We start from the raw sequence: 26,437 nt of genomic DNA on the forward strand, positions 1-26,437 counted from the left end.
CGTTCACATCACTCCTGCTTGAACTGGCCGCTCAGGAGGTTGAGGGGTGCTACCTTCGACGCCGTGTCCGACCAGTTGAGCGACGTTCCGTCGAGCATCGGATGCACTTCGTCGGCTCCAACCCGGCTGATCGTGCTGCGCGGCAACTCCGGCTCGGGCAAGACCACGGTCGCGCCGGCTCCGTCCCGCCGTTCCTGACGTGGGTCGTGATCAGTTTACGGTCGAACTATGCCACCCGGCTCAGACCGGAAAGGTCCTCCTGGGGTTCGAGATAGCGCCGCGCCACCGGGCGCCAGCGGTTGCCGCCCGGCAGGTTCCGCGTCGCCGCCATCCCGATGCAGTATTTGCTCACGCTGACCGGCCGCACCCCCATCCCGCGCAGCACCCTGTCGACCAGGGCCCTGCCGTCGGCCGACTTCGACTCCAGCAGCACCAGGTCGCGCCGCGCGGGCACGCGCCTGCGCCCGTCGTGGCAGAGCAGCCCTGTGTCGCAGGTGAGCCGGGCCGCCCCCGCCTGGTCGATGAGCGTGACGCGCCGGTAGTCGGTGGACAGCACCGGTCCGAGCACGGCGGGCGGGGTGAGGCGCAGCTCCCCGACCAGCGTGTTGTGCACGAAGTCGCGCGCCTCCTGGGTGAGGACGTGCGCGGGCACGCCGTCGTACGGGATGCGGTGTTTGTCGGTGCTGCCGCGCGCGCCGCTGAGCTTGAGCTCCAGCCACCGCCCGCCACCGTCCAGGTAGGTACGGGTACGGAGCTTGAACCTGCGCCGCCTCCCCTGCCGGTGCTGGCGGAAGGTGAGCAGGTCGGGGGTGTCGAAGTAGGTGGAGGTGTAGCGGAACTGCCGTCGCCCGCCGATCCGCAGCACGGAGAACCGGTCCCCCAGTTCCCCCGCCAGCCTGGCCATGGTCGCGCCCGTCACGAGATATTTGTTGTCGACCCGGCTCATCAGCTCGGGCACGTCCGCCAGCCCGACCGGCCTGGCGGCCGCGGCCACCCCGGCGAGCAGCACGTCCGCGTCCGTCATCGCCGCACCCCCATCGCCTCGGGCGACGTGACGGCGTACCGCACGTCGGCCACGGTCACGTCGCGTACGTAGTCGACCTGGGTCACCACGACGTGCAGGACCCTCGCGCGCAGCCGGCTCTCCAGGTCCGCGCGGAGCAGGTCGGGGTCGGCGTGGACGACGTCCAGCGTCACGACCTGCTGCCGGGTGCGGCCGAGCAGCCGGGGATGATCGGCGATGTACATGATCGCCAGCAGCACGCCGTTCAGCAGCAGCGCGGTCAGCGGCCACGCCCCGGCCAGGCCGTTGACCAGCCCCAGCACGATCGCGATGAAGTAGTAGGCGATCTCCTGCTGGGTGATCTCGCTGGACCGCAGCCGGATGATCGACAACACCCCGAACAGCCCGAACCCGACCGCGATGTCGACCCGCTGGACGAGCAGCAGGGACACCACGGCGAAGATGCCCACGTTGAGAGCGACGTAGGCGAACAACAGGTCGCGCCGGTGGTGCCGCCGATAGTAGAGCCCGTACGCCAGCGCGACGATCGCCGCGAGGTCCATCACCAGCCCGGTTGCCACGTTTTCTCCCTCTGTAGTGCCGTTGATGAACAGCCTCTACGTAGGGGGTGAAGCAACCGTGAGGTGATGATTAGGCGACTCTCATCCGGTAACCGGTGCCACGGACGGTCTCGATGCGCTCGGCGCCGATCTTGCGGCGCAGATAGCGTACGTACACGTCCACGACGTTGGAGCCAGGGTCGAAGTCGAAGCCCCACACGTGGCTGAGCAGCTGCTCGCGGGTCAGCACCTGGTCGGGATGGCGGCAGAAGATCTCCGCCAGCGCGAACTCCCTGGCCGACAGGTCGACCGCGCGGTCCCCCACGTACGCCCGCCGCGTGCGCAGGTCCAGCGACAGGTCCGAGACCCGCAGCACGGTCACCTCGGGCGTGCGCTCCGCGCGCAACCGCAGCCGCACCCTGGCCAGGAGCTCCTCGAATGCGAAGGGTTTGGCGATGTAGTCGTCGGCGCCGCCCTCCAGCCCCGCCACGGTGTCGCTCACGCTGTCGCGCGCGGTCAGGATGATCACGGGCATGGTGACCCGCGACTCGCGCAACCGCCGCAACACCGTGAACCCGTCGCTCAGCGGCAGCCCGATGTCGAGGATGAGCAGGTCGAACCCGCCCGCGCAGGCCAGGTCGTACGCGGCGATCCCGTCGCCGACCACGGCGGTCACGAAGCCGTTGGCCCGCAGCCCCTTCTCGACGAAGGAGGCGATCCTGGACTCGTCCTCGGCGATCAGGATGCGGTTCACCACTGCCTCCATACCTGCCGCAGCGGCAGGGTCATGACAAAGCGGGCTCCTCCGCCCGGAGCCTCCGTCACTTTGACGTCGCCCCCATGGGCTTCGGCGATGGATTGGACGATGGCCAGCCCCAGGCCGGCCCCGTCGTGGCCGCCGGTGCGGCCCGTGCCGCGCACGAACCGCCCGAAGATGCGTTCGCGATCGGCGGGCGGCACGCCGGGGCCGCTGTCGCGTACCCACAGCTCCACCTGCCGGTCGCGGACGGCGGAGCCGACGGCGACCAGGTCGCCGTCGGCGGTGTGGCGCACGGCGTTGGCCGCCAGCTGCATGAGCGCCTGCGTGAGCCGCTGCCGGTCGGCCGGGAGCCGCGCCTCGGCCACCTCGTCGACCCGCCACCGGCGTTCGCCGAGCGCGCGGGCCTTGGCGACCACGCTGACCGTCAGGTCGGCCAGCTCGACGTCGTCGACCGTGAGGAACCCCGGCTGCTCGGCCTTGGCGAGGGTGAGCAGGTCGTCGACGATGCGGTTCATGCGGTCGAGCTCGTCGGTGACCAGGGCGATGGTCTCGGCGCGGTCGGCGGGGTCGTCGCCCATGAGCTCCAGGTGGCCGCGGATGACGGTGATCGGGGTGCGCAGCTCGTGGCCGGCGTCGTCCAGGAAGCGCCGCTGCCCGACGAACGTGCGCTCCAGCCGGTCGAGCATGTGGTTGAAGGTCGCGGCCAGCGCGGCCACGTCGTCGTTGCCGGGCACGTCGAGCCGGCGCGTGAGGTCGGTGGAGTCGCTGATCTGCTCCGCGGTCTGCCTGACCAGCCGGACCGGGGCGAGCACGCGTCCGGCCACGAGCCAGCCGGCGCCGCCCGACAGCGCCATCGCGGCCAGAGCGGACAACCCGAGCGTGCTCACCGCCTCCACGATCTCGTCGCGGTGCCGCTCGTAGAAGATCGCCACGACGAAGTGGCCCTGGCGGGGGTCGCCCTGCACGCGCACCGGGATGACGGCGTACTTGACCGGGCCCTGCGCGCTCTCGACCGTGCCGCGCTCGGCCTCGGTGGCCTCGGCCATGTCGGCGACCAGCTCGGCGTCGGTGTCGATGCGTACGGGCGGCGGGATGGCGGTGACCTTGTGGGCCTCGCCGTCGACGATGCTGAAGAAGGTCTCCCACCGGTCGGGCGTGTTGACCGACAGGTAGCCGTCGAGCAGGTCTTCGAGTGCGGTGAACGAGTGGCCGGTCTTCGGGTCGACGTAGGCGCGCAGCTTGTCCACCTCGTTGCTGATCTCGAGGTTGATCCGGCTGTCGAGCCGGGCGAGCAGGACGGACCAGGTCGCGAAGATCGATACTGACAGGGCGAGACCGACGACGGCGAGCATCCAGCCCACGATCCGGGCACGGGCGCTCACCCGCATGCGACCTCCCCGTCAGTCGTCGTCATCGTCATCGTCACCATCATCGTCGTCATCGCCACCGCCCGGTCTCGGCGAGGGTGGCCTGACCGGCTCCGCCTTCGTCGTGCGCGGTGTGGGGCCAACGCTGTGGCGGGGCTCAGGGCTCTTGGACGGCGAGCCGGAGACGGCGGGCTCGGAGGTCTTCTGGCCGCTCGGGCCGGGATCGGACGTCCGGGGATCGTACGTGTCGTGCCCGTCCGGTGAGGGCGTCACGACGACGGGCCCGCCCAGGTCGGGCTCCTCGGCCGCCTGCACCAGCCCCACCGACATGAATCCCGCCACGGCCGCCGCCAGGACGAGAAGGATCACGGTTCCCCGCTGTTTCATGGGGTCGAGCCTGACGCCCTTCGAGGAGACCACGCTGAGGTGTGGATGAGAGAACTCTCATCTGGGGCCGCGCGCCAAGGCAGTAGAATGTTGTTCTGTTATCGGCCGATCGGCTCAAGCTTCAGGAGGAGCACGGATGCGCGTAGAGGGCAAGGTCGTCGTCGTCACGGGCGCGGCCGGCGGGATCGGCAGGGCGATGGCCCGCAGGTTCGCCGCTGAGGGGGCGGCGGGCGTGGTGGTCGCCGACCTCGACGCCGCCGGGGCGAGCGCGGTGGCCAAGGAGATCGGCGACCGGGCGGCCGCCGTACGCGTGGACGTGTCGTCGGAGCAGGAGGTCGCCGCGCTCGTCGACACCCCGTTCGGCCCCGTCGACCTGTTCTGCTCCAACGCCGGCGTCATCGACGGCCACGGCCTGGACGCCTCCGACCAGGACTGGAACCGCCTCTACGCGGTCAACGTGCTGGCCCACGTCTACGCCGCCCGCGCCGCCGTGCCCTCCATGATCGCCCGCGGCGGGGGCTATCTGCTCAACACCTGCTCGGCGGCCGGGCTGATCAGCTGCCCCGGCGACGCGCCCTACGCGGTGACGAAGGCGGCGGCGATCGCGTTCGCCGAATGGCTGGCCATCCACTACGCCACCCAGGGCATCGGGGTCAGCGTGTTGTGCCCGCAAGGGGTGCGCACGGCGATGCTGGAGCAGGGTCTGGAGGACGGCCACCTGACCGCCCGGGCCGTCAGCGCCTCGGCGCCCGTTCTGGACGCGGAGGACGTGGCGGGCGCGGTGATCGAGGGCCTTGCGGCGGAACGGTTCCACATATTTCCGCATCCGGAAGTGGCCGAGTACGTCCGCCGCAAGGCCGAGGACCCCGACCGGTGGCTCACCGGCATGTCCCGCTTCGTCGACTCGCTGACGACCTGAAACAGCGGCCCGCCCGCGGACCGCGCCGCGTCGCCGGCCCCCGGATCGGCGCCGCGGCGATGGCCTCCGGCGGTACGGCCCGTGGCAGGCCCTCTCGCTAGACCGGGCAGCTGGGGCCGAGCCGCTGCCAGGGCGAGCAGTTGTCGGCGGAAGAGGAGCAGCACAACCTCCTGTGCCAGCCGTTCGTGAAGCACTTGTACTGGTACGCGCACACGGCCGCCGCCTTCTCCTCCGGAAGTACCAACGCCAGAGCCCTGTCGATGATCACTCTCACGTCCTGCCTCCTTCTGTCGCTGCCTACTGACGGTTGTGGCGATTATCGGCAGGGGCACTCGCCGCCGGTTAGCGCGGCGATAGCGCGGTGCGCGCTGCCGGCGAGCGAGGCAGGGCACGGGCAGCACCGGCCCAGATCGCCACCGCCGCCATCGACAGGCTCGCCACGGCCATGGCCGGTGGCGCGTCCACGGCCAGCAGGATCGTGCACGGTGTCCAGCCGAGCCCGCACAGTGCCAGTGCGAGCGTGAACCTCGCCGCGAGCGGGTCGCCGACGGCCTGACCCAGCAGCAGATCGCGCAGAGCCTGGGCATCAGCCGGCACACCGGCCGCCCCGGGTCAGGGCCAGGCCGCCGCGCCCCGACGGTAGGCCTGGAAGGCGCGTTCCCCGCCTGCCCGCATCGCGAACCTGACCCCGCCGTCGCCCGGCCACGGACGCCTGTGGTCGAACCCGCCGGTGTAGATCTCGGCCGGTATTCCGTCGGGAAACGCCTCACAGAAGGGCGTGTACCGCCCGGCGGGCCCGACGTCCGGCTGCTGCCGCAACCTGGCGCACGCGTCACAGATGCTGGGCCGGCGCCTCATGTCTCCTCGTCCTCCCTCGGCGTACGTCCCCCTCACCCCGTACGGAAGAAGTGGAACAGGGTGAAATCTGTGTTGGCGCTGTGGGTCGGACCGATATGTCGTAGCTGCGCATCGATATAGATGACCTCCCCGTTCAGATTCATGACGTTGTACACGTGTCCGGTGGCGTCGGGAGCCCCGTTGGGACGCGCGACGACGATGCCGCGCGCTCCAGGGCCGGCCATCCGGACGAGTGCGTCGATGTCCCAGAAGCTGCGCAGCCCCATGTGCCGTTCCGTGGCACGGGCCGAGAAGGTCCTTTCCGACTGGGCGTGCTCTGCTCCGACACACGGTCCGGCGACCGCCGGGCGTCCGCTCAGGATTTCGTCGACCGCGAGGGAGGTCTCGGGGCAGTTGGTCTGCCAGTTGGTGGGGTTGATGTGCGGGAGGATCCTTCGCAGGTCGTCCATGGTGGAGGGCTGGCGTCCCATGCGGTGGAGGAGGTGTTTGACCACTTCATAGCCCGCGCGCATGTCCTGGGCGTGATCGGGCCGCAGTGCCTCGTAATGGTGCAGGTGCTCCGTCCCCATGGGGCGCAGATGCATGAGCGGCGCCTGGCCCGGCGTCCGCGGGTCCATCGGCCGGATGACGTTGTTCGGCGCGTTGCCCGCGGGCCTTGCGGGCGGGCGGACGTTGCCCGGCTGCACGGCGGGGAAGCCTCGCGGAGGCGTGGGCGTGTCGTCGGCGAAGACGGGCCGGATACCGTGCGGAGGCGTGGGCGTGTCGTCGACGAAGACAGGCCGGCCGCCGTGCGGAGGCGTGGGTGTCTCGTCTGCCCAGGGCGTGCCCCGCTTCTCCGCGCCGCCCCGTGCTCCTCCCACGCCGAGGAGCTGGTCCATGGTGAGGCCGAAGTCCGCCAGCAGCACGTCGCCGATGAAGCCGATCCCCGTGGTGATGTCGTCGTGCTCCTTGAAGGCCACCCAGTCGTCCAGCTCGGCGGCTCCCTTGAACTTGTACCAGTTCGTCCTGTCGGCACCGGCGAGGTTGTGCGCCTGCGCGAACCGCGCCGCAGTCTCGAGGATCTCCGCGACCTCCTCGTCATCGTTCGACCGGTCATAGGCGTCCGCGAGCCGGTTCGCCTCGTCCATCAGGGCATGCCAGCGGTTCCGTTCGGCCGGCGATTCGTAGGTCTCACCCCAGTCGGACGGCTCGTCCGGCACGACGACACGCCTGTGCCCTCCCGCCGCCGAGGGCTTCGCAGGCGGCCTGTGCCCCCCGGCCGCGGAGGGCTGCGCGGGCGACGTGGAACCGCCGCGACCGGCACCCCGTGACGCTGCCCGCTTGGCGGCGCTGTCCAGCAGGAAGCGCATCCACTCCGACCGCGGGCGCACCGCGTCGACCAGGGCCGCGATCTGCTCCGGGCCGCGTCCCCTCTCCAACTTGTGTACCAGCCGGGCCGCACGCTGCTCGGCCGAGTCGTTGCGCCGTAAATCCTGCTGGGCCTCGTGCAGCCGTTCGTCCAGCCGCCGCAGCCCTTTGATGTCGCGGCCGCCCGCGCCTGACTCGCTGCGGCGGCGGGCGTGGACCATCTCGGGCGCCGCGACGGCCGGGGCGTCCATGCTCCGCGCGACGACCGGTCCGGCGCCGCTCTCGCCGGAGAAGTGCCGGTCGATGAACCGGCCCACGGCATCGGCGAGTGGCCGTGGCCTGTCCATGGCACGGTATTCGGTGAAGGCTTCGGCGATCATGTCGCGCGGGGTGGTCGCGCCGTACGTGGACAGCCCGTGCTCGACCGCGGCGACCAGCGCCTGATCGTGTGTCCCCGCGATGTCGTACGGCCGGCCGAGAACCTGGGAGACGACCCGGTTCAGCTCCGCACGCATGGCCGCGTCCTCCAGGATCCGCTCCGCCAGGTGCTCGCCGAATTCGTGATGGACGATTCCCCCCGGCGACCCGCCTCCCGGCACCGTCCACCCCGTCTCCTCCTCCAGCGACGGACCGGACGTCCTGACGTGCTCGTTGATGGCGGACGCGTTGAGGTACAGGCCGGAACTGCCGCCCGCCCCGTCCTGGTACGCGAGCAGGTTCGGATCGTACGGGAAGTGGCCGGCGGGGTCCCGCACGCCGACGACCTCCAGCGTCCTGAACTGTGCGGGATAGTCTCGCGCCAGGTCGTGCACGGCTTCCCGTACGCGCTCGGCGGGCACGGCGTCCAAACCCCCAAGATCCACGACCACACCGCCGACCACCTCGACGTCTACGGCGTTCGGACCCGGTGCCGGGACTGCCTCCCCCGCGCGTGAACCCGGCCGCGCGGGCGAAACAGGGCCCGACGCCGGTGCGGCTTCGGCCTGTGAGCCGTCCAGCCTCCTGGCAAGCGACTCCAGGGGCGGCACCTGGTCGATGGATCCGGAACCGCTGTTCGAGCTGGGACCGGCTGGAGTGTTGTGGACGGCCGGGGGCGTTCCCGTCGTCGCGGGCGACGACGCTCCCTGTGTCTGAGCCGAGGCCGTCGTCGCGGGAGAAGGGGGCGGGGCACCCACGTCGGGCGGCGACGATTCCTGCGCGGCAGGACCGGACGCCGAGGCAGGCGCAGGCTGGGCCACGCCCGCGCTGGAACCCTGCGGTTCGCGGGCAGGTGCGCCGGGCGCCGGCCCGCCGTCTTCGTGTCCCGCGAGGCCGGGCGCCGGAAGGGCCGGGGCGGACGAAGGCGTGGCGGCATCGGCGCCGACCGGAACCGACGCGGAGCCGGCCGGGATCGGCGCGGGATCGGACGAGACCGGCGCGGAGGTAACCGACGTTGGCGCGGAATCGGACGAGACCGGTGCGGACCCGGCCGACGGAACCGGCGTGGGGTCGGGGGTGGCGGCCGCAGGTGCGGCGGGCGGGAGAGACGGGTCCGCTGCGGGTGCGGGGCCGGTGACCCCGGAAACGGGCGCGGCGGCAGGGCCCGCGACTCCGGGAAGCCCGGAAACGGGCGCGGCGGCGGGGCCCGCCACCCCGGGAGGTCCGGAAGGGTGTTCGGCGGTCCCTGAAGGGCTGGGAGGAGGCCCGGAAGCGGGGCCGGCGGACCCCGGAAGGCCGGGAAGGGACCCGGGAGCGGAGCCGGCGGCCCCCGAAGAACCAGCCGGCGGCGCGGTGGGGGTCGGGCCGGCGTCGAACGGGGTGATCAGCTCGCGGATGTCCGTGGCGGTGCCGATGACGGATTGGGAGACGCCCGCCCGGGCCATGTCCTCGAGCGAGACGGGCTGCCCCGTGATGAAGCCCATGACAGCGGCCGCCGCGGCGCCCCCGGTGGCACCGCTGAACGCGCTGTGGCCGGCGGATCGCAGCAGCAGCATTCGGCCGGCGTCGGCGATGCCGGCCGTGCCCGGCGCGCCCCTGCGGTTCAGGGCGCCCTGGGTGAGGCTCTGCACCACCGACTCCATGGCCTCCTGGAAACCCTCCATGGCGGCCTTGCCGAGATCGATCCGATCGCGGTCGCCCTGGAACGCCTGTATGCCCTGAACCGCCACGGACAGACTGGCCCCCGTCGCGAAGTCGACGGCGGCGTACCGCAGCATGGCCTGCAGCAGTTGCCGGTAGATGAGCGTGATCCGCATGCGCTGCTGAGCCAGCCGGGCCGCGACCGCAGCCGCGGTGATCCCGCCGGCCCAGAGCGCGGTCACGAGCCGCACGATCGACACGACCACCACGGCCAGGGTGGCGAGGATCATCATCTGGGCGTACTCGATCTCGGTGGCGGCGTCCTTGAACTGCGTGCCCATGGCCCGGCAGAGCTGTTCGAGCCGGGCGGCCGACTCGCGCAACTCGGTCGCGCGGCTTGAGAACGCCTCGGACGAGTCGCCCTTGTTGTGCGACATCACCTGGCCGAGGGCCTCGTCCAGAGCGGGAAGAAGCGCTTTCGTGTCGTCCGCGGCGCGCAGCCACGCGTCGCCGAGGCGGCGCATGGCCTCGATGTCGACATCCGGCCACTTGCAGCCGCCGAGCCATCCGGCCGCCCATTCGGCCCAGGCGGGGAACTCCATGGATCAGGCCTTCGACCCCATGCCGCCGTCGGTCTCCGCCGCGAGGCGACCCGTATCCACGACCTCCTCCGCGGTTCCGGACAGCTGCGTGACCACCTGGCCGAACAGGTGCATCGCGACGTCGCTGTTGGGCTCGAGCGATTCGGCGAGTTGCCGGCCGGCCTCGTCGTTCCGCTCCCAGCCCTCGTTGGCGGCGATCTCCCCCTCCAGCGTCGACCTGATCGTGTCGAGCTCCCCGGCCAGGGCGTGCAGCCGCGCGGCGTCGCCGGACAGCCCTTCAGGCTGCACTTCCATGCGCCTGACGTTCACATTCCGCCTTTCCTTAGGTGCGTTATGGCGCCGATCCAGCGTCACGTGACATGTGCGGCCGGATATCAGGTCAACTATCGGCGAAATAATGTGAACGCAGTTTCGGATTGCGGCATCAGGCCATCGTACTGTCGCTGCGCCGCAGAGCAGAATGCATCAAAAAACGTCGAAATATGGCCCGCACCTTCGACGGAAGCACGTCCAGCGGACCGCTCATCCCGCCTTTGATCGGCTTCGCCGCCGGCGGATGAAGATCACCGTCGCGGACGTGGCCGCGACGAGAAGACCTCCGAGGATGATGACGGGCGGGATGACGTCCATCCGCTCCTCGACGGCGTCAGGAAGCCGGAACATGCCGGGCCCCACCGCGAACGTCCCCGAGTCGTCGATGGCACCGCAGGTGATCGTGTACGTGCCCGGCGGCACCGGATTGTCGGAGGTGAGGGTGACGACCCAGTCCTTGCCACCGACGGTCGTGCTCGGGCCCGGGCTGTGGTCGAGCTCGATCGCCCGGCCCGCGGAGTCCTTCACCTCGCAGAAGGTCGCGTAGTTGGGCGGCTCCCGGAAGATCGCCAGGCCCTCGCGGTCGAGCCGTACGGTCTGCTCCTGCCCCGCCCGCAGCTCGGCGACGGGATCCGGCGGCACCTCCAGCAGCCACCAGAGCAGCCACAGGCCGGCCGTGACCACGGCCAGAACTCCGACAGGCACCAGATACCAGCGAGCCGACGGCCGCGGAGACCTCTCAGACCGTGGGTATGTCATGCGAGGGAGATTAGCGACGCGACAGGACGGACAGGACCCTTCGCCAAAGCTGGAACACCGGGAAAATGGCGTCCTGCGCGCCTACATGTTCCTGCTGATCACTTCCGGCGTGTCCGGGTTGTCGCTGGTGTCGATGATCCGCCGTTCGTCCGCGCTGATCAGGTCGAGCCGGTCGAGGATGGCGGCGCATCTGCTGCGGCACTTCCTGGCCTGGTCTCGGTCCCCCAGGTCGTCGTGGGCCTGGCCGAGCCCCCACCAGTGCTCGGCTTCGAGAGGCGTCTCCAGCATGTTCGCCGTACGGTCTGCGTCCAGGGCCGCCAGGTAGCGCTTCACGGCGGCCGCGGGCACTCCCGACATGCGGTCGATCTCGGCGAGATGGCCCAGCGCCACTGCCACCCCGGTCGCGTTCCCCACCTCTTCGGCGATGGCCAGCGACTCGGTGTGCGCTTCGACGGCGTGGCCGAGCCGCCCTGCCTTCTGGTACGCGTTGCCGAGGTTGGTGAGCGTTATCCCCTCGATGGGCCGGTTGCCCTGTTTCCTGTCGCGTTCAAGGGCCTGGCGGAACGAGCTGATGGACTCGTCGAACCGGCGCAGTTTGCTGTAGGCGACGCCGAGAAGGTTGAGCTGGCTCGACTCCTCCCGCAGGTCGCCGATCTCCCGGTACGCCGCCAGCGCCGCCCGCAAATGACCGACTCCCTCTTCGAGGTCGCCGAACCGGGTCAGTGCTCCACCCAGGTCGCCGTGAGTCACCGCGTGATATCGGGCATCATCCGTACGGCCGGCGGCCTCTACGGCGAGCCGCCCGATGACGATCTGCTCCCTCCAGCGGCCGCGCAGGTAGAGCGGCGCGTAGAGTGCGGCGGCCAGGCCCACCGCCAGGTCGGGGGTGGCGGCCTGACGGACGATCGCGGGCAGATTGCGCGCCTCGTCGTCGACCCAGGCGTAGACGTCGTCGGCGCGCTCCAGGGCCACGCCGGGCTGGTCCGTCTCCGGGCCGAGGTCGAGCAGCCGCGTCCGTCGCGTGGCGGCGACCACCTTGGTGGCCGTGCGGGCGGTGGCCAGATACCACAGCAGCACCCGTTCCACGGCCTGCCGGCTCTCCTCCTCGGTCTCGTCCTCCTGGGCCCTCTCACGGGCGAACAACCGGAGCAGGTCGTGCATGCCGTACCGGCCGGGGCCGCGCGTCTCGGCCAGCTGGGCGTCGGCGAGCCGGTCGAGCAGGGATCCGGCGCGCCCGACCGGCACGCCGGCGAGGGCGGCGGCAGCATCCACCCCCACGTCGGCGGTGTCCAGCAGGCTCGCCAGCCGGAACATGCGGGCCGCCAGGTAGTCGAGGTCGCGGTAGCTGGGCATGAAGCTCGTACGGACCGCCCGGTCGTCGATCTCCAGCTCCGCCAGGCGGTTCTCCTCGGCGGCGAGCCGGTCGGCCAGGGTCCGCACCTTCCAGCCGGGACGCCCGGTCAGGCGGGCGGCGGCGATGCGAATGGCCAGGGGCAGGGAGCCGCACAGGCGTACGACCTCGGCCACTGCGTCGGGCTCCGCGGCCACCCGGGCCGCGCCGAGAAGCCGGGCGAGCAGCGCGAGCGCGTCGTCTTCCGGCAGGACGTCGAGCCGCTCGTGGACGGCGCCGTCCAGGGTGACGAGCACCTTCCTGCTGGTGACCAACACCCCGCAGGTCGGGCTGGCGGGCAGCAACGGCCGCACCTGGGCGGCGTCGACGGCGTCGTCGAGGAGCAGCAGGATCCGCTTGCGCTCGGTGAGGGTGCGCAGCCGCGCCGCCGCCTCGTCGGTGTCGGCCGGTATGGCGGAGCTGCCGACACCGAGAGAACGCAGCATGCGGCTGAGCGCTTCGGCCGGTTCGAGTGCCTTGACACCCGGGGTGGAGCCGTGTAAGTCGACGTAGAGCCGGCCGTCGCCGTAGTGGTTCGCCACCTGGTGCGCGACGTGCACGGCCAGGGCGGACTTGCCGATGCCGCCCGACCCGGCGATGGCGCAGACGGCGGCGGAGCGGCGGCCGTCGTCCGTGAGGGCCGCGCACAGCCGCGTTGCCTCAGCCGCCCGGCCGGTGAACGCGTCCATGTCGGCGGGGAGCTCGGCCGGCACGGTGGCCTTCCTCGCTTTCACCGCCGGCACGGCGGCATCGCCGGCCTTCACCGCCCTGACCCCCGGCTCGGCCCGCTCAGGAACCGAGTCGCCGCGCAGCACGGCCTGATGCAGATCCCGCAGCTCCGGACCCGGCTCGAGTCCCAGCTCGTCCACGAGGGCATGCCGGGTCCGCTGGTAGGCACGCAGCGCCTCCGCCTGCCGCCCGACCCGGTAGAGCGCGATCATGAGCTGTGCCGTGAACCGCTCCCGCGTGGGGTGGTCGGCGACGAGCGCGTGCAGTTCGGGGATGACGTCGGCGCAGCGGCCGAGGGAGAGATCGGCGGCCAGCCGCTCGTGGAGCGCCTCCAGCCGCAGTTCCTCCAGCCTGGCCGACTCCTCGCCGAGCGGCGGGCAGTCCGTCAGCCCGGCGTAGGCCGGGTCACGCCACAGATCGAGCCCTTCACGCAGGAGCGAGGCCGCGCCGGCGACGTCCTCTTCCGCCATGGCTCGCCGGCCGCGCGCCAGGAGCTCCTCGAAGCGCTGCGAATCCAGCTCCCCCGGATGGACGGCGAGCATGTAGCCGTGCCTGGTCGACGTGAGCCGCTCCTGCCCGAAGGCCTGCCGCAGGTTGTGCACGTAGAGCCGGATGCTGACCTTCGAGGACGAAGGGGGTGCGCCACCCCACCACAGCGCGTCGAGGAGCCGGGACGGGGCGACGGGCCGGTTGGCCGAGCAGAGCAGCAACCCGAGCAGCATGCGCTGCTTGCGCGGACCGATGTCGACCGGACCGACGCTGCCGGGGCCGTCTCCCGCTGAACCTTCGCCGGCCGGACCGGCACCGATCGGACCAGTGTGTGCCGGGGCGGTGACCTCAAGCCGACCGAGCACGCTGAAGGTCAATTCGGCCATGTGCGAGACCTTTCACAGCGGCACGAGTGACTGGACCTGGTGACGCCCGGCTCATACGCCCGGTCATACGCCGACACTAACACCCGTGTGCGACCGTCGATCTACCGCTTGATATGACTCGCACCATTTCATCCGCCACCGCACCGCGGCCACCGTCGCGGCAATCGCCGTCAGGCCGGAACAACTCGATGGCGGAGACCGGGGGAATGGCATCTGACCCGTTGCACCGAGCGATCCGCATTCCGCTCACCTCAAACAAGGAGTGTCAGTTGAAACAGAGGTCCAGCGCTCCTCTTCATCGCATCACCACACTGCTCGTCGCCCTCGCGACCGTCCCGGCACTGGCGACTCCAGCCGACGCAGCCGAAAACCGCACCTCCATGACCAAGGCAATCAGCGCCGCCGCGTGGTACGCGGCAGTACCCCCGAAGAGACTGGCCAACGGCAATCTCCGTTTCTCCGCCATCAAGACGGACGCCCCCAAGGTGCGCAAGATCTGCATAACGGCCTGGTACGCGGGCCAGCCGCCGATCCCCGCCGGCCCTCTCCATACGAAGTGCTTCAAAGTGAGCAAGGGAACTCTCGGGCGTTACTTCGACACGAACTGCCCCTTCCACGGCGCCTACTATTCCGAGGCGACCTTCTACAACGGCTCGAACAAGAAGCTCGCGCACCGGAAATCCAAGAAGGTTTCCTTCATCTGCTGATCCCTGCCTGTGCCCACACCACCTACGGACACATGAAGAGAGGACAACTCGATGAAAGGACTCGCCGCGGCAGCATGCGCGACGATCGGGCTGCTTGCCGTCACCGCCACGCCCGCCACGGCCGCGGACGGCCGGCTGATCCTTAGCGGCGCCGGGCACACTTCGACGCTCTCCGACCCCCGTCCGGGCTGCTACCGCACCGCCTCGCCCTTCACCACCGTGACCAACGCCACCGACACGGCCGTCACCGTGTACACCGGCCCCGGATGCACCGGCTCGGCGCGAACGGTCCGTCCGGGCCCGACCACGCCGGTCGGTGAGCGCCTCAGCGTCTCCGTTCCCTCCTGATCACCCAGTGCCGTCTTCCGAGGTGTGAACCCGCGCCGGCCCTGTCCCGCAGCACCATGAACACCCATCCGAGGTGAGGCCCGCTCCTTCGACGCCGCGTCGTCCAAGGAGCGGGCCTTCGCCCGTAGCACCGCGGGCAACGGGCCAGGATCTCCCTGGCGAAATGCCACAGCCGGACCCCAGGATCCCGGAACCGGCGCCCGCCGTCCTGCTCACCCTCCATACGGTTCATCCTGCCGCCTGCCCGGGCCGGATGGTCGCGCCCAGGCTGTCCGACCATGTCTGCTGGACCGGCTCGGCAACAGATGTGGGGCCGGCGTCAGCGCGGACGTCGGCCCTGTCTACTACTGCTTGACCTCGGCTCCGACTTCCTGGTCCGCTGGGCAGCGCAGGCCCTGCGGAGGCACGGTCAGCGAGATCAGGTACTTGTCCATCGCCGCGGTGGTGCACTCGGTCCCGCCGTAGAGGCCGTGGCCCCAGCCCTCGTAGGTGAGCAGCACGGCCTTGGGGCCGAGCTGGCGGGCCACGTTGGCCGACCATTCGTACGGCGTGGAGGGGTCGTGCGTGGAGGCGCCCACCAGCAGCGGAGCACGACCCGTATATCGCAGCCGGTACTGCGGGTTGTTGACCGGGTGGCCCTGGCAAAATGGCATGTCGCCCATTGGCATCGGGTTGTACCGCATGTCCGGGGCCACCGCGTTGGCGCCGCGCATCACGTCGGCGTACGCGTTGTAGTCCCGGAGCGACAGGTTCCAGTCCTCGTAGAGAATCGCGGTGGGGAATTCGGCGAACTCGCCGCCCACGGGCCCGTTGCCGGGAGGGCCCGGCATGTCATCAGGCACCGGCCCGCCGTCGAGGGCGAGGAGCACCTTGGCCTCCAGAGGCCAGTCCGGCCCCTCGGTCATCACCACGCCCAGCCAGAGGAGGTTGTGGGCGCTCACCGGACGGTCGGTGACCCCCGGCCAGTACAGCTCAGATGGCGCATCGAAGAAGATCACCAGCTCGCCAAGCAGACCTGTGGCCTGGACGCCGGACAGGTCATCCGCTGGCGCTCCTGGCACCGCTGGAGCAGCATGGCCCTGCTCGCCTACACCTTCATCGCCGTGGCCACCGCGCATCAGCGTCACCTCGACGGTCCCGTCGTCGAAACCTCGGCCTGGTCGCCATCGCCATCCCCGAACTGCTCCGCCAACTCCGCGGCATCGTCATCCCCGCCACCGCCCCACGACGAGACCCCGAGCACCGCCTGACCTGGTCCATTTGGCGGCGACGGCACCAACACCGCGCCCGCCTCTGCCACCAGCGATGGCATGCCTACGCCGAGACAACACCGTGATCACAACGATCTACGGCTGCCGTAGTAAAACTACGTTCGTCTCGATTATCCCGAATGGAACGTACAGATAGTTGAAACGGTCTTATAACACCACCGGTTCCTCTGGCATCCGTGACCATCTCTGCTGTTAAATATCCCCAGGCAGGGTAAAGAAGTTGCTGGATGCACAGCCCTCTGCCACGGTTCGAAGGGGGATGTGGTGGCGACTCAAACTCCTCCTCCTCAGGAGGGCAAGCGGGCTGCCCTCTTGCACTCGGCCGCTGGTCAATTCCGCGCGATCCCTGATTGGTTCACGGCGTGGCTCCGCCTGGGCACCACGACGGCCAAGGGGTCGCTCGAATCTGCTCAGCGGCAAACTGTTGTAGCCGTCTCAGTCCCTACGCGGCTGCAGGGCGCGGCGGCCATCGCCTTCGGGTACGTATGCCAGCGCTACACCCAGCGTAACCGTGAGCCTCTGGTGGCCGACTGGCCAGTCGCTCTCAGCGATGTCACGCCTGGAGCGCGCATCTGGGTGAGGATTCCGAAACGAGTCATCGTCGGAGACTACCTCACCGGCCTGCCGGACCGCCTCTATTTGAACACTCCTAGAACGGGAGCGTTCCAGACTCAATTAGTGAAGGAGGTCAGGACGCCTCCTCCGGGGGTATTGACGGTCGGCGCAACGACCTATTCCGATGCGGAGACCACCTTCGTGAAATCTCTGCTGCCCAGCGCAGATCCAGAAGAGTTTCTCACGTCGTGGAATTGGGATCTCATGCTTGTTGGGTCACCTGAGCGAATCTACGACGACCTGGCCGAGCAAATTTCAACGCCAAGTGGTCTGCAATTCGGCCCTATGAGTTCGCTTGTTAGGCCGATCGAACTCACTGCCCCAGTGGGTTGGCGCAGTTCGGTCATGTCCTCCCGGGCGGAGACACCCGCCTGGGAGGCGTCCCCCACTTCGCCGCACCTAGTAATCCTCGACGGGGCCTACGCCACAAGCCGATGGCTCCCCGAATGCCCCGCCCCTGTAGTCATCGCCATCCTGGAGCGGACCGAGCCGGGCGTCGACGCGGCGGTGGCCACCCTGATGCAGGAGCGGGCCTACGCAACACCTGTCCGCGACCATGAACTTGGTTGGAACGCGCCAGCAAGCTGCGAGGTCCTGGCATTCAGGAGGGAATTGTGAGTCGCATCGCCCTCGCCGACAGCTATTACCGCAGCGCCGAGGCAGCCCCGCAGCGCGTGCACGTGGATGACGCGGCGGCGCACCGGTTTTCTCGGGAGGTCCGATCCCTGCTCAAGGCACTCCAGGACGAACCAGACTCGCCTGCCTGGGAATCCTTGGCACGTCTCGCCAACGCTGCTCGATGGCGAGGGCTCTACGACCCTGTGCCCTTCTCCATCGCGGCATCGACCACCGCTCCGCTGCTCAGAGAACTCGTGTGCTCAGCTGAAGCTCTTCGCGCTGGCGCCCCCGTCCACCTGCTGCCATCACTCAACTCCTTACGGGTGGCTGCGGAAGCTTACGAGTCTGGAGGCAATGAACCATTTGGATCCGCCGTGATGAGTACCTTGGAAGAGGCGGATACCCCCAGCGCCTGCTTGATTGCAAGGAATCGACGCACTGCCCTCGCGCTCGCGGACTGGTTGCGATCCCGGCATGGCCAAGCACCTCCCGTCTTGATATCCGCTGAGTATGCCCGCCACGAACCACTCCGTCTCGCCGTCGTCTGCGGGCCGAGCTTCGTCTTCCCTTCTCAGCTACTCACGACCCCCCGAGCCATGGCAGTCCGTGTCGTTCACCACCACTGGGTTCGCGACGAGGAGAAGATCCCAGGGGTTTTCGGCCAGTTCGCCGCGATTCCGCTAACAACGCGGATCCGGGAGCCCGTACGCCCAGCGGTGAGCTGGCAACCGTGGAGCGGCGCTCCCGCTGCCGAGCTCCAGGTTGCGCCCGCCTGGGAAACCATCCTGGCTTCCGCCCCCCGCACTGCGGCCACGGACACCGAGAAGGTTCCTGCTCGCCTTGCTGTACTCAGTGGGAATCATGCGATCTGGCTCCCGGTTGGGGGAGAACGCATCCGGGGCCTGGACCCCGCCGCGCCGCCGGGTGAGCGGGTGACTTCCCTGCCAATGTCCTCCGTAAGTCAAGGCACAATTCTTATCCTCCGTGCGGGGGTCAGCGAAGCCGCGACCACTCGGGGAGTGGCCTATGAGCTGCTCGGACAGACCAAGAGCGCTGAGGTCAGGCGCCTACAGGAAGATTGGAAGAGTCGGCTTCGGCGGCTACTTGACAATCAAAGGGCGACTGCGGTCACGCGGCGGCTAGCCGCGTTCGGTGTCGAGGTTCACAACATCTCGCATTGGGCCCAGGAGGAGTTGATCCAACCGCGAAAGGTCGATGACTTCAAGATCCTTTTACGCATGCTCGGAGTCGAGGATGCAACGACCTACATCGAGGCAGGCCAGATGTTGCGTCGAGCAGTCGTCACTGCCGGGCACCGCCTCATGGAAGCATTAGAAAGCAAGGCGAATAGCTGCGATCTCCATCAGCTAGAAGTTGATGGTGTGATCGAACTCCATTTGGATGACGTTCCTGGTGCTGCCCCGATGACCGCTTACCAGGTACTGGCGCTTCGAGAGGAACCCACGGCGGTCGCCCTGCGCGATTGCCGCAGACCTTTCGTGACACGAGGAGTGGAATGGCTCGGATGATCCCCCCGGTGATTGACCGAAGCGCGCCGCCCGGTGAGCGGCGTCTCTTCGAACGGCTCCGAAGTGATCCAGGGACAGACGGCTGGATCGTGCTGCATTCGCTGCACATCGCCCAGCATCGCAGGCAGGTGGAAGGCGAAGCCGACTTCGTCATCATCGTTCCCCGCCTGGGAGTCCTGTGCGTGGAGGTCAAATCTCATCGCACCGTCAGCCGCGACAACTCGGGCACGTGGCACCTAGGAGCTCAGCAACCGAGTAGTCGTAGCCCTTTCACGCAAGCTTCTGAGGCCATGCATAGCCTGAGAGCCTTCCTCGGGAGAAGCAGGCGCGATCTCACGCACATTCCGTTCTGGTCAGCGGTCTGGTTCACGGACGCGAACGCGGCAACCGTACCGGCCTCGCCCGAATGGCACCATTGGCAACTCCTTGATCGCGGCGATTTCATCCGCCACCCTGTCTCCCGGTCGCTAACTTCCGTCCTGGTCCAGGCACGTCGTCACCTGTCGGCCACCCGGCCCAGCTTTGACGCCGCGCGAAACGAGCCTACGGAAGCGCAGTGCGAGGAACTGGCGACGAAGCTCCGCCCGCGCTTCGAGCTGGCGATTTCACCGGCCGAGGTACGGCGCCTGCGGGATGACGATCGTCTGACGTTTCTGCAAGAACAGTATGAGGCTCTTGACCTCATCGAGTCCGAGCCTCGGGTGCTGTTCTCCGGCGCAGCCGGCACGGGTAAGACCTTCCTAGCGCTCGAAGCTGCCCGGCGAGCCAGCCTTCAGGGGCAGTCGGTACGAGCGCTCTGCTTCAACCATCTGCTGGGCAGATGGCTGGCCGACCAGCTTCGGGAGTTTCCGGGCGTGGGTGCCGGGACCCTCCACCGTGCAATGCTCGACCTAGCGCAGGCGGAGGTACCCGGAGAGAATCCGGGCGCTGACTGGTGGCAGAAGAAACTGCCCGACCTCGCGCTTGAGGCGTTGTTCGAGCGAACCGATCCCGTCGATGTCCTGATCATCGACGAGGCCCAGGACCTCTGCGTACCTGGGTACTTGGATGTACTCGACCTCATGGTCAAGGGCGGTCTGGCCGGAGGGAGGTGGCTCATGTTCGGTGACTTCCAGCGGCAGGCGATCTATGGCCAAGGTGACGGCCGTATAGAGCTGAGCTCGCGCGGCCCATCGTTCTTTCAGCCGGTCCTGCACCACAATTGCCGCAACACCCCACGCATTGGCCAGGCGGCGGCGCAGCTCACCGCTCTGGGAAACGTCTACCGGAAGTTCCGGCGTCCTGACGACGGCATTGATGTCGAGTACTACAAGTACGACTCACCGTCTGAGCAGGAGGCCAAGCTCGTCCAGGCACTTGATGCCCTGTATAAGGACCATTACCCACCCGAGCAGATCGTCGTGCTCTCCGCCCGCGCTCAAGGTGCTGCCTATATCAGCACCTCATCCGCTCTACGCCAGCGGCTGCGCCCCTACTTCTCAGCCAAAGCCGGCCAGACCGGATACTCGACCATCCACGCGTTCAAGGGGCTCGACGCGCCGGCCGTCATTGTGACTGACGTGGAGTCGGCTGAGGGACCCGAAGCGGAGGCCCTGCTGTATGTGGCCCTAAGCAGGGGTTCCGATCGGCTCATCGTGCTCGCCAAGGATCAGGCGATGCGCCAGATGGCGCGCAATCTCGGCAAGGGGTACGTGTGATGGCGGATTTCCTCGGCTCGCGAGCGCAGGTCCTCAGCGACCTGAAAGCAGAGCTGATCGGCCCCAAGCCCCTCGGGAAGGCATTGGACCTCTCGAAGACCATCACATTTGCATCGAAAGAAGAGGCTCGCGGCCCCTGGCGGGATGCCGCCACAGGTGAGGAAATCCTTCACGATTTCAGGCCACTTCGCCGGTACGGCACAGCCGTGCTCGCTCCGGCAGGTGAGGAGGAAGCGCTGGAGGATCTACTGCCAGGATTTGGCACTGTCTCAGAGGAGGTCCTTGAACCCCTGATCAGCGACCAGCTCGTCGAGAAGCGCCAGTCGGACATCTCCAAGATCAAGCAGGAGCTGGATGATGATCTGGATCTCTCCCTGGCGAACGCCCGGAAGCAGAGCACGATGGGCATCTCGGTCCACTGCCAACTCCCCGACGCCGCGCAAATTGTCGTGACCGCATCATTCGGCCGATACAAGTCCTTCCAAGTGGACATCGCAGGTAAGGCTGCGGACCCCTGGTGGGTTCGAAGTCTGGTCTCGGTGAGGGCGGTGTTCAGCGCGAAGAGCCTGGAGCCTACGGGAGTTCGCCGCATGGTGTACCCCGACGAGGTAGCCGTGGAGGGTGCCGCTGGCCTGGAAATCTCAGTACGTGCCTACAGTCGGCGCATCGACGGCAATCACCTGATCACGCTTACGGTCACCAACCGCTCTTCCCGCCGGGGCGATCAAACATCGCTCTTTCAGGCAGAGTTCTCCTCCGTCGTGGAAGGCGGAGGTGCGTTCCTTTCCTACCCGGAGGAGCGCGGCCACCGCGATCTGGACGCCGAAGAGGAATCGATCGCGCTGCTCTACCGGCATCACCAGACCTTCGCGCTCGGCCATGGCTGCGCGGCGAACTGGGCTCGTGAGCCGGGTAAATCGACGACTCGGATCGACGCGGTTTGCCTGCCGACCTTCGAAACGCCGAGTATCACACCGGTGATCCGCCGCGAGGACGGCACCGAGCTCGCTGCCGATATGAGGGTGCTCGCCGACTCGGAGCGGCGAGACGAGGCAGCATCGCAAGTAGAAGAGATCATCCGGCGCTATGAGCAGTGGATCACAGACCGCTGGGGGGAGGTTCCTGACCAGCACCGGCCCGCCGCAGAGGCTCACCTTGGCCAATGCGAAGCGGCTCTCGCTCGCATGCGCCGCGGCTGGGAGCTCATCTGCACGGATGGGCAGATCGCCACCGCCTTTCGTCTCGCCAACCAAGCCATGGTTGAGCAGCAGGCAAGGTCAAGCGTCTCACCCAGGGAGACCTTGCTTGATGAGCAAGGGTTTATCAGCGTTGAGGGAGAACCCCCTACGGGTGAACTGCCTCCCGGACGCGGAGACTGGCGTCCATTTCAGATCGCCTTCTTCCTGGCCGTCATCGAATCAATCGCTATTCCCCAGAGCGACGATCGGGACAATGTTGAGCTGATCTTCTTTCCCACAGGTGGCGGCAAGACCGAAGCGTATCTGGCCGTGGCTGCCTTCGCGATGTTTTTGCGGAGACTGCGAGATCCCGATGACGTCGGGACTGAGGTCATCATGAGGTACACACTCCGACTCCTGACCGCGCAGCAGTTCCTCCGAGCGGCAGCTTTGATCTGCGCCATGGAACAACTCCGTGATGGCCGTAGCGACCTGGGCAGCGAGCCGTACACCATCGGCATCTGGCTGGGCAGCGCAACGACACCGAACAGGCGCGACAAGGCCGTGGAGGCGTGGAAGGACATGGCCAAGGAGCCTGCTCAGGCGGCCAACAAGTTTTTGCTGCTGCGCTGTCCATGGTGCGCGGCAAAGCTTGGGCCGACCGCCGAGCAGATGAAGGCCCGCAGCCGACGGATTCGGCATTCAGTTATTCCCGGATACCGGTTCCATCGAAATCCGGATCGAATTTCCCTGGAATGCCCTGATAATCGATGCCCCTTCCGCCGAGGACTGCCCCTACTGGTGGTAGATGAGGAAATCTACAAAAAGCCGCCCTCCATGGTGATCGGCACGGTGGACAAGTTCGCCATGATTCCGTGGCGGCCCCTGGCGCGGGCGCTCTTCGGGCGAGATGGGTCCGGGCAGCAGGTTGCCTCTCCTCCTGGCCTGATTATCCAGGATGAGTTTCACCTGATCTCTGGCCCACTTGGCTCAATGGTGGGTATGTACGAGGCGGTAGTCGAAGACCTGTGCACCGATCGCCGCGGCGCAGTTTCAGTGAAGCCAAAGATCATCGCTTCTACCGCCACCATTCGGCGATATGCGCAGCAAGCGAGGGCAGTGTACGGCCGGGACCGAGTCTCTCTCTTCCCGCCCTCCGGACTGACCGCCGAGGATTCCTTTTTCGCCTTATGGGCGCGGGATGAGCAGACTAAGCAACTGCTCCCAGGTCGGCTCTATGTTGGAGTTCACGCACCAGGCCTGGGCTCGATCCAGAGTGTTCAGGTCCGGACAGCTGCGGCACTCCTCCAGTCTGCGAAATACCTGCCAGACGAGCAGAAGGATCCTTGGTGGACTTCCTTGTGGTTCTTCAACAGCCTCCGGGAACTGGGCAACACCTTGTCCCTGATCCAAGCGGACATCCCGGATTATCTTGTTGGCATCCGGCGACGCGAAGGAATCGAACAGGCACGCTTCCCCCGGACCACCATGGAGCTCACGAGCCGTCGCCGGAACGACGAAATCCCGCGTGCGATCGACGAACTGTCCGCCGACTTCGCCACCGGGAAAGCCATTGACATCTGCCTAGCATCCAACATCATCGAAGTCGGCGTCGACATCGACCGGCTCTCTCTCATGGCCGTCGTTGGCCAGCCCAAGACCACCTCTCAGTACATTCAGGTCACCGGCCGCGTCGGCCGCCGATGGCAGGAACGTCCTGGTCTGGTGGTCACACTGTATGGTGCCGCCAAGCCGCGCGACCGCTCCCACTACGAACGTTTCCGCAGCTACCACGAACGCCTCTACGCCCAGGTCGAGCCAACCAGCGTCACGCCCTTCGCCCGTCCGGTCCTGAGGCGAGCACTCCGCGGAGCGCTGGTCGCGCACGTCCGGACGACTGGGTCCGTGGATTTGCCGTCATGGCCTCTTCCCTACGACCAGGCTGATGTTGCAGCTGGCGTCCTGCTCGCCAGGGCCGAGCTGGTCGATCCCGAGGAGCTCGATGCCGTCGAACGCGAGGTCACCCAAGCGCTCCAGGAATGGGACGACTGGGACCGCGCGGATTGGGAGGCGAACCCGGTAACGGGAGACCCCCTCAATGGTCTGATGCGGTACGCCGGCACGGCCGAGAGCAGCGGCAAGCCTTCCTGGCCAGTGCCCACGTCCATGCGCAATGTGGACGCAGAGTGCCGTGCCGCGATCACCGATGCCTTCAACGCCTTTGGGGAGGTCTCATGACCAGCGGCAACATTCGCCGAGCGCAGCTCATCTCCCCGTTCGGAGTGGGCGCGATGACTGTGATGGTGGACGGCACTTCCGTCATCACCGCTGGGCTCGACCACTGGTTCGAAGGCGAGGACGTTGACGTGAGCGAGTTCAGGATCGACGAATGGCGGCTGCAGAAGCGGCTGCGCGTCAGCCACTTCCGGCTGCCACCAGACTACCGGCCCCGGGTCCCCGGAATGCCCAGTACTCCCAACCTCCTGCTCACGATTCCCTTCCTCCGGTTCCCGAGCTGGAGCTTCTGCCCGTACTGCAAGCGATTGGAGGAGCAGCCACTCGCTTACCACGGAAAGGCGCGCTGCCCGGATAAGCAGCACCAGGCGGGCGGTAAGCCTGCCACCAAGGGGCCCGCGATGTCTCAGGTTCCCTTCGTGGTGATCTGCGAGAAGGGACATGTCGGCAACTTCCCCTGGCGGGAGTGGGTTCATCGCAGCATTCAGCCGTCCTGCCGTGGAGTTCTCCGCCTGAAGGCCGTGGGCACCGGCTCCCTATCCGGACAGCTCGTCGTGTGCGAAGGGTGCGGGAAGGTCCGCACGCTGGAAGGAGTCACCACGGCTACCAAGGTGGATCGTGAGGCGTCGACCATCCTCAGCAGCCAACTCGAAAAGGGCGCCGACTACGCCTGCGACGGATGGCGGCCGTGGCTCGGCGGAGCGTCCCAGCCATGTGGCCATCCCTTGCGGGGCAGCCTGCGGGGCGCTTCTAATGTTTACTTTCCACTGGTAGAGAGCTCTATCTACCTTCCGCAGAGTGCGAGCACTGTACCGCCCAAGCTCTTGGAGATCCTCAACCGCCCGAACTTCGTGACTGCGATGAATCTCGCACGGAAGACCGGAGAGGTGACGGTGGGGACCGTTCGCACGATCGACGAATACGACGTACTCAAGCCGTATACAGACGCTCAGATCCGGCAAGCCCTTGATGAGGCCTATGGCGGCGAAATGGCGGAGGAGGTTTACGACCTCGATCAGCTCACCCCAATAGAATGGCGGCGTCCTGAGTACGCCATGCTCCGCAACGAGATCGACCATCCGAACCTCGTGGTGAGCTCTGCGGCCCCACCGTACGACCATGTCGTCGCGAATAACTTTTCCCGAGTACGATTGGTGGAATCGCTGCGCGAGACTCGCGCACTCTGGGGCTTCACCCGCTTGGTCTCTTCCGGCTCCAAGCTCAAGGAGGGCAAGAGCAGGCTCTGGAAAAACCAGCCTTCTCCCGAACGAGACTGGCTTCCGGCCTACACCGTCTCCGGCGAGGGCATCTTCCTTGAAATCGACGAAGAGCGCCTGCGCGCATGGGAGATGCGTGATGAGGTCCAGGCCAGGGCAAACCGCATCGCGGAGCGATACCTCGGCCTTCCCGCCGATCGTATGCTCACTCCTAAGGAGATCACCCCGCGCTTTCTCCTTATCCACACCATTGCCCATCTGCTCATCAACCAACTGATCTTCGAGTGTGGTTACAGCACCGCCTCACTCCGGGAACGGCTATATGTCTCGGACGAGCGCGACGCGCCGATGGCGGGAATGCTGGTCTATACGGCTGCCGGAGACGCCGAAGGCACCATGGGCGGACTGGTCCGGATGGGCAAGCCGGGGTACTTGGAGCGCACGTGGGCGACGGCACTGGCGAACGCCGAATGGTGCTCGACCGATCCAATCTGCATGGAAGCCGGCGAAGGCGGCCAAGGGCCGGATTCCTGCAACCTCGCCGCATGCCACGCGTGCGCTCTCCTGCCGGAGACTGCTTGCGAAGAGTTCAACAGATTCCTTGACCGTGGACTCGTCGTCGGCTCGCTGGCGGAGCCCAAACTCGGTTTCTTCAGCTGAGATGGAGGCCAGCGCTACAAGCCTCATGGAGTGTTTTCCAACCTGAAGCCGCAGGTCGCCGGGCATGCTGCGCGGCAGAGCTTGATCGACAAGTAGAAGAGCCCCTGGTAGAAGGGTTATCGACCAAGATCAACCGTTGGACCGGAGGCTCCGAGTTGCTGTTCTATCGTGCGGCGCTGCCGTTGTCACCTCAGACCCTGTCCTACCTGTCCGGCGTCCGGCGCCGGCGCCGCAATACGATCGGCTCGCCGTGGCGCCGCCTCAACCCCGGCCAGCAGGCGCTGCTCGTCCTCCTTGGGTTCCGCAGATCCCGGGTTCGACATAATTCCGCGGCCTGGAGGCCCGAATCTAGCTCCTGACCTGTGCTGACATGGGTGTAGGCGCCTGGAGGGCGTTTCTCTAGGCGGAGCTGTTCGCCTGGTTCAGCGGGGTGCGG

Annotated in this window: 23 protein-coding genes and 1 pseudogene; 10 read left to right on the forward strand and 14 right to left on the reverse strand. The window is 67.6% G+C overall.

Annotated elements, in window-relative coordinates:
* Positions 1-8 precede the first annotated feature (8 nt).
* From ABGB01_RS40900 to ABGB01_RS40925, 6 genes are all read right to left on the reverse strand, one after another.
* On the reverse strand, positions 9-167 hold the full coding sequence (locus tag ABGB01_RS40900) for a hypothetical protein (protein ID WP_347779277.1): 159 nt from the start codon (positions 165-167) through the stop codon (positions 9-11).
* 59 nt (positions 168-226) lie between these two features.
* Positions 227-1,024 carry a polyphosphate polymerase domain-containing protein gene (locus ABGB01_RS40905; RefSeq protein WP_347779279.1) on the reverse strand — a complete coding sequence of 266 codons (798 nt, stop codon included), beginning with the start codon at positions 1,022-1,024 and terminating at the stop codon, positions 227-229.
* Complete coding sequence (locus ABGB01_RS40910) at positions 1,021-1,566, reverse strand: DUF4956 domain-containing protein (RefSeq protein ID WP_347617679.1); 546 nt, start codon at positions 1,564-1,566, stop codon at positions 1,021-1,023. The genes ABGB01_RS40905 and ABGB01_RS40910 overlap by 4 nt, the downstream gene beginning before the upstream one ends.
* A gap of 88 nt (positions 1,567-1,654) precedes the next feature.
* Positions 1,655-2,317, reverse strand: a complete 663-nt coding sequence (locus tag ABGB01_RS40915) for a response regulator transcription factor (protein ID WP_347779280.1) — start codon at positions 2,315-2,317, stop codon at positions 1,655-1,657.
* A complete protein-coding gene (locus ABGB01_RS40920) occupies positions 2,314-3,711 on the reverse strand; it encodes a HAMP domain-containing sensor histidine kinase (RefSeq protein WP_347779282.1) in 1,398 nt (465 codons plus the stop codon). The genes ABGB01_RS40915 and ABGB01_RS40920 overlap by 4 nt, the downstream gene beginning before the upstream one ends.
* A 12-nt stretch (positions 3,712-3,723) precedes the next feature.
* Positions 3,724-4,077, reverse strand: coding sequence for a hypothetical protein (locus tag ABGB01_RS40925; RefSeq protein ID WP_347779283.1), 354 nt, complete (start codon positions 4,075-4,077; stop codon positions 3,724-3,726).
* Between the two features lie 136 nt (positions 4,078-4,213).
* On the opposite strand from ABGB01_RS40925, the gene ABGB01_RS40930 reads away from it, so the two are divergent.
* Positions 4,214-4,996 carry an SDR family oxidoreductase gene (locus ABGB01_RS40930; RefSeq protein ID WP_347779284.1) on the forward strand — a complete coding sequence of 261 codons (783 nt, stop codon included), beginning with the start codon at positions 4,214-4,216 and terminating at the stop codon, positions 4,994-4,996.
* Positions 4,997-5,093: 97 nt separating this feature from the next.
* On the opposite strand, the gene ABGB01_RS40935 is transcribed toward ABGB01_RS40930, so the two are convergent.
* The 7 genes from ABGB01_RS40935 to ABGB01_RS40965 form a co-directional block, all read right to left on the reverse strand.
* Entirely contained in the window at positions 5,094-5,270 is a 177-nt protein-coding gene (locus tag ABGB01_RS40935; protein WP_347779286.1) for a hypothetical protein, read from the reverse strand.
* A 68-nt stretch (positions 5,271-5,338) separates the two neighbouring features.
* Entirely contained in the window at positions 5,339-5,593 is a 255-nt protein-coding gene (locus tag ABGB01_RS40940) for a hypothetical protein (protein ID WP_347779288.1), read from the reverse strand.
* Positions 5,594-5,608: 15 nt separating this feature from the next.
* Positions 5,609-5,854 (reverse strand): hypothetical protein, encoded by a 246-nt coding sequence (locus ABGB01_RS40945; protein WP_347779290.1) that lies wholly within the window; start codon positions 5,852-5,854, stop codon positions 5,609-5,611.
* Positions 5,855-5,886: 32 nt separating this feature from the next.
* On the reverse strand, positions 5,887-9,861 hold the full coding sequence (locus tag ABGB01_RS40950; RefSeq protein WP_347779291.1) for a toxin glutamine deamidase domain-containing protein: 3,975 nt from the start codon (positions 9,859-9,861) through the stop codon (positions 5,887-5,889).
* A 3-nt stretch (positions 9,862-9,864) separates the two neighbouring features.
* Entirely contained in the window at positions 9,865-10,155 is a 291-nt protein-coding gene (locus ABGB01_RS40955; RefSeq protein ID WP_347779292.1) for a hypothetical protein, read from the reverse strand.
* A 228-nt stretch (positions 10,156-10,383) separates the two neighbouring features.
* Complete coding sequence (locus ABGB01_RS40960) at positions 10,384-10,878, reverse strand: hypothetical protein (RefSeq protein WP_347779293.1); 495 nt, start codon at positions 10,876-10,878, stop codon at positions 10,384-10,386.
* Between the two features lie 135 nt (positions 10,879-11,013).
* Entirely contained in the window at positions 11,014-13,926 is a 2,913-nt protein-coding gene (locus ABGB01_RS40965) for a BTAD domain-containing putative transcriptional regulator (RefSeq protein ID WP_347779295.1), read from the reverse strand.
* A gap of 206 nt (positions 13,927-14,132) precedes the next feature.
* Here ABGB01_RS40965 and ABGB01_RS40970 point away from each other — a divergent pair, with 206 nt between their 5' ends.
* Together ABGB01_RS40970 and ABGB01_RS40975 are read left to right on the forward strand one after the other, a co-directional pair.
* Positions 14,133-14,633, forward strand: coding sequence for a hypothetical protein (locus ABGB01_RS40970; protein ID WP_347779297.1), 501 nt, complete (start codon positions 14,133-14,135; stop codon positions 14,631-14,633).
* 51 nt (positions 14,634-14,684) lie between these two features.
* The gene (locus ABGB01_RS40975; protein ID WP_347779298.1) at positions 14,685-14,981 is read left to right on the forward strand and encodes a hypothetical protein; all 297 of its coding nucleotides are present in this window, start codon (positions 14,685-14,687) and stop codon (positions 14,979-14,981) included.
* A 344-nt stretch (positions 14,982-15,325) separates the two neighbouring features.
* On the opposite strand, the gene ABGB01_RS40980 is transcribed toward ABGB01_RS40975, so the two are convergent.
* Positions 15,326-16,042, reverse strand: a complete 717-nt coding sequence (locus tag ABGB01_RS40980; protein WP_347779300.1) for an alpha/beta hydrolase — start codon at positions 16,040-16,042, stop codon at positions 15,326-15,328.
* A gap of 12 nt (positions 16,043-16,054) precedes the next feature.
* On the opposite strand from ABGB01_RS40980, the gene ABGB01_RS40985 reads away from it, so the two are divergent.
* The 7 genes and pseudogenes from ABGB01_RS40985 to ABGB01_RS41015 all read left to right on the forward strand — a co-directional run.
* Positions 16,055-16,231, forward strand: a complete 177-nt coding sequence (locus ABGB01_RS40985) for a hypothetical protein (protein ID WP_347779301.1) — start codon at positions 16,055-16,057, stop codon at positions 16,229-16,231.
* Positions 16,232-16,516: 285 nt separating this feature from the next.
* On the forward strand, positions 16,517-17,485 hold the full coding sequence (locus ABGB01_RS40990) for a hypothetical protein (protein WP_347779303.1): 969 nt from the start codon (positions 16,517-16,519) through the stop codon (positions 17,483-17,485).
* A 1,019-nt stretch (positions 17,486-18,504) separates the two neighbouring features.
* Positions 18,505-19,014, forward strand: coding sequence for a hypothetical protein (locus tag ABGB01_RS40995; RefSeq protein WP_347779304.1), 510 nt, complete (start codon positions 18,505-18,507; stop codon positions 19,012-19,014).
* A complete protein-coding gene (locus ABGB01_RS41000; protein ID WP_347779306.1) occupies positions 19,011-20,711 on the forward strand; it encodes an NERD domain-containing protein in 1,701 nt (566 codons plus the stop codon). The genes ABGB01_RS40995 and ABGB01_RS41000 overlap by 4 nt, the downstream gene beginning before the upstream one ends.
* On the forward strand, positions 20,711-24,127 hold the full coding sequence (locus ABGB01_RS41005) for a helicase-related protein (RefSeq protein WP_347779307.1): 3,417 nt from the start codon (positions 20,711-20,713) through the stop codon (positions 24,125-24,127). Before ABGB01_RS41000 ends, ABGB01_RS41005 begins: the two co-directional genes overlap by 1 nt.
* Complete coding sequence (gene drmB, locus ABGB01_RS41010; RefSeq protein ID WP_347779308.1) at positions 24,124-26,001, forward strand: DrmB family protein; 1,878 nt, start codon at positions 24,124-24,126, stop codon at positions 25,999-26,001. Before ABGB01_RS41005 ends, drmB begins: the two co-directional genes overlap by 4 nt.
* Before the next feature lie 155 nt (positions 26,002-26,156).
* Positions 26,157-26,309: pseudogene (locus tag ABGB01_RS41015) on the forward strand (IS5/IS1182 family transposase); the annotation flags it as partial.
* Positions 26,310-26,437 lie beyond the last annotated feature (128 nt).

The sequence above is a fragment of the Nonomuraea sp. B5E05 genome (assembly GCF_039880665.1).
GTDB lineage: Bacteria > Actinomycetota > Actinomycetes > Streptosporangiales > Streptosporangiaceae > Nonomuraea.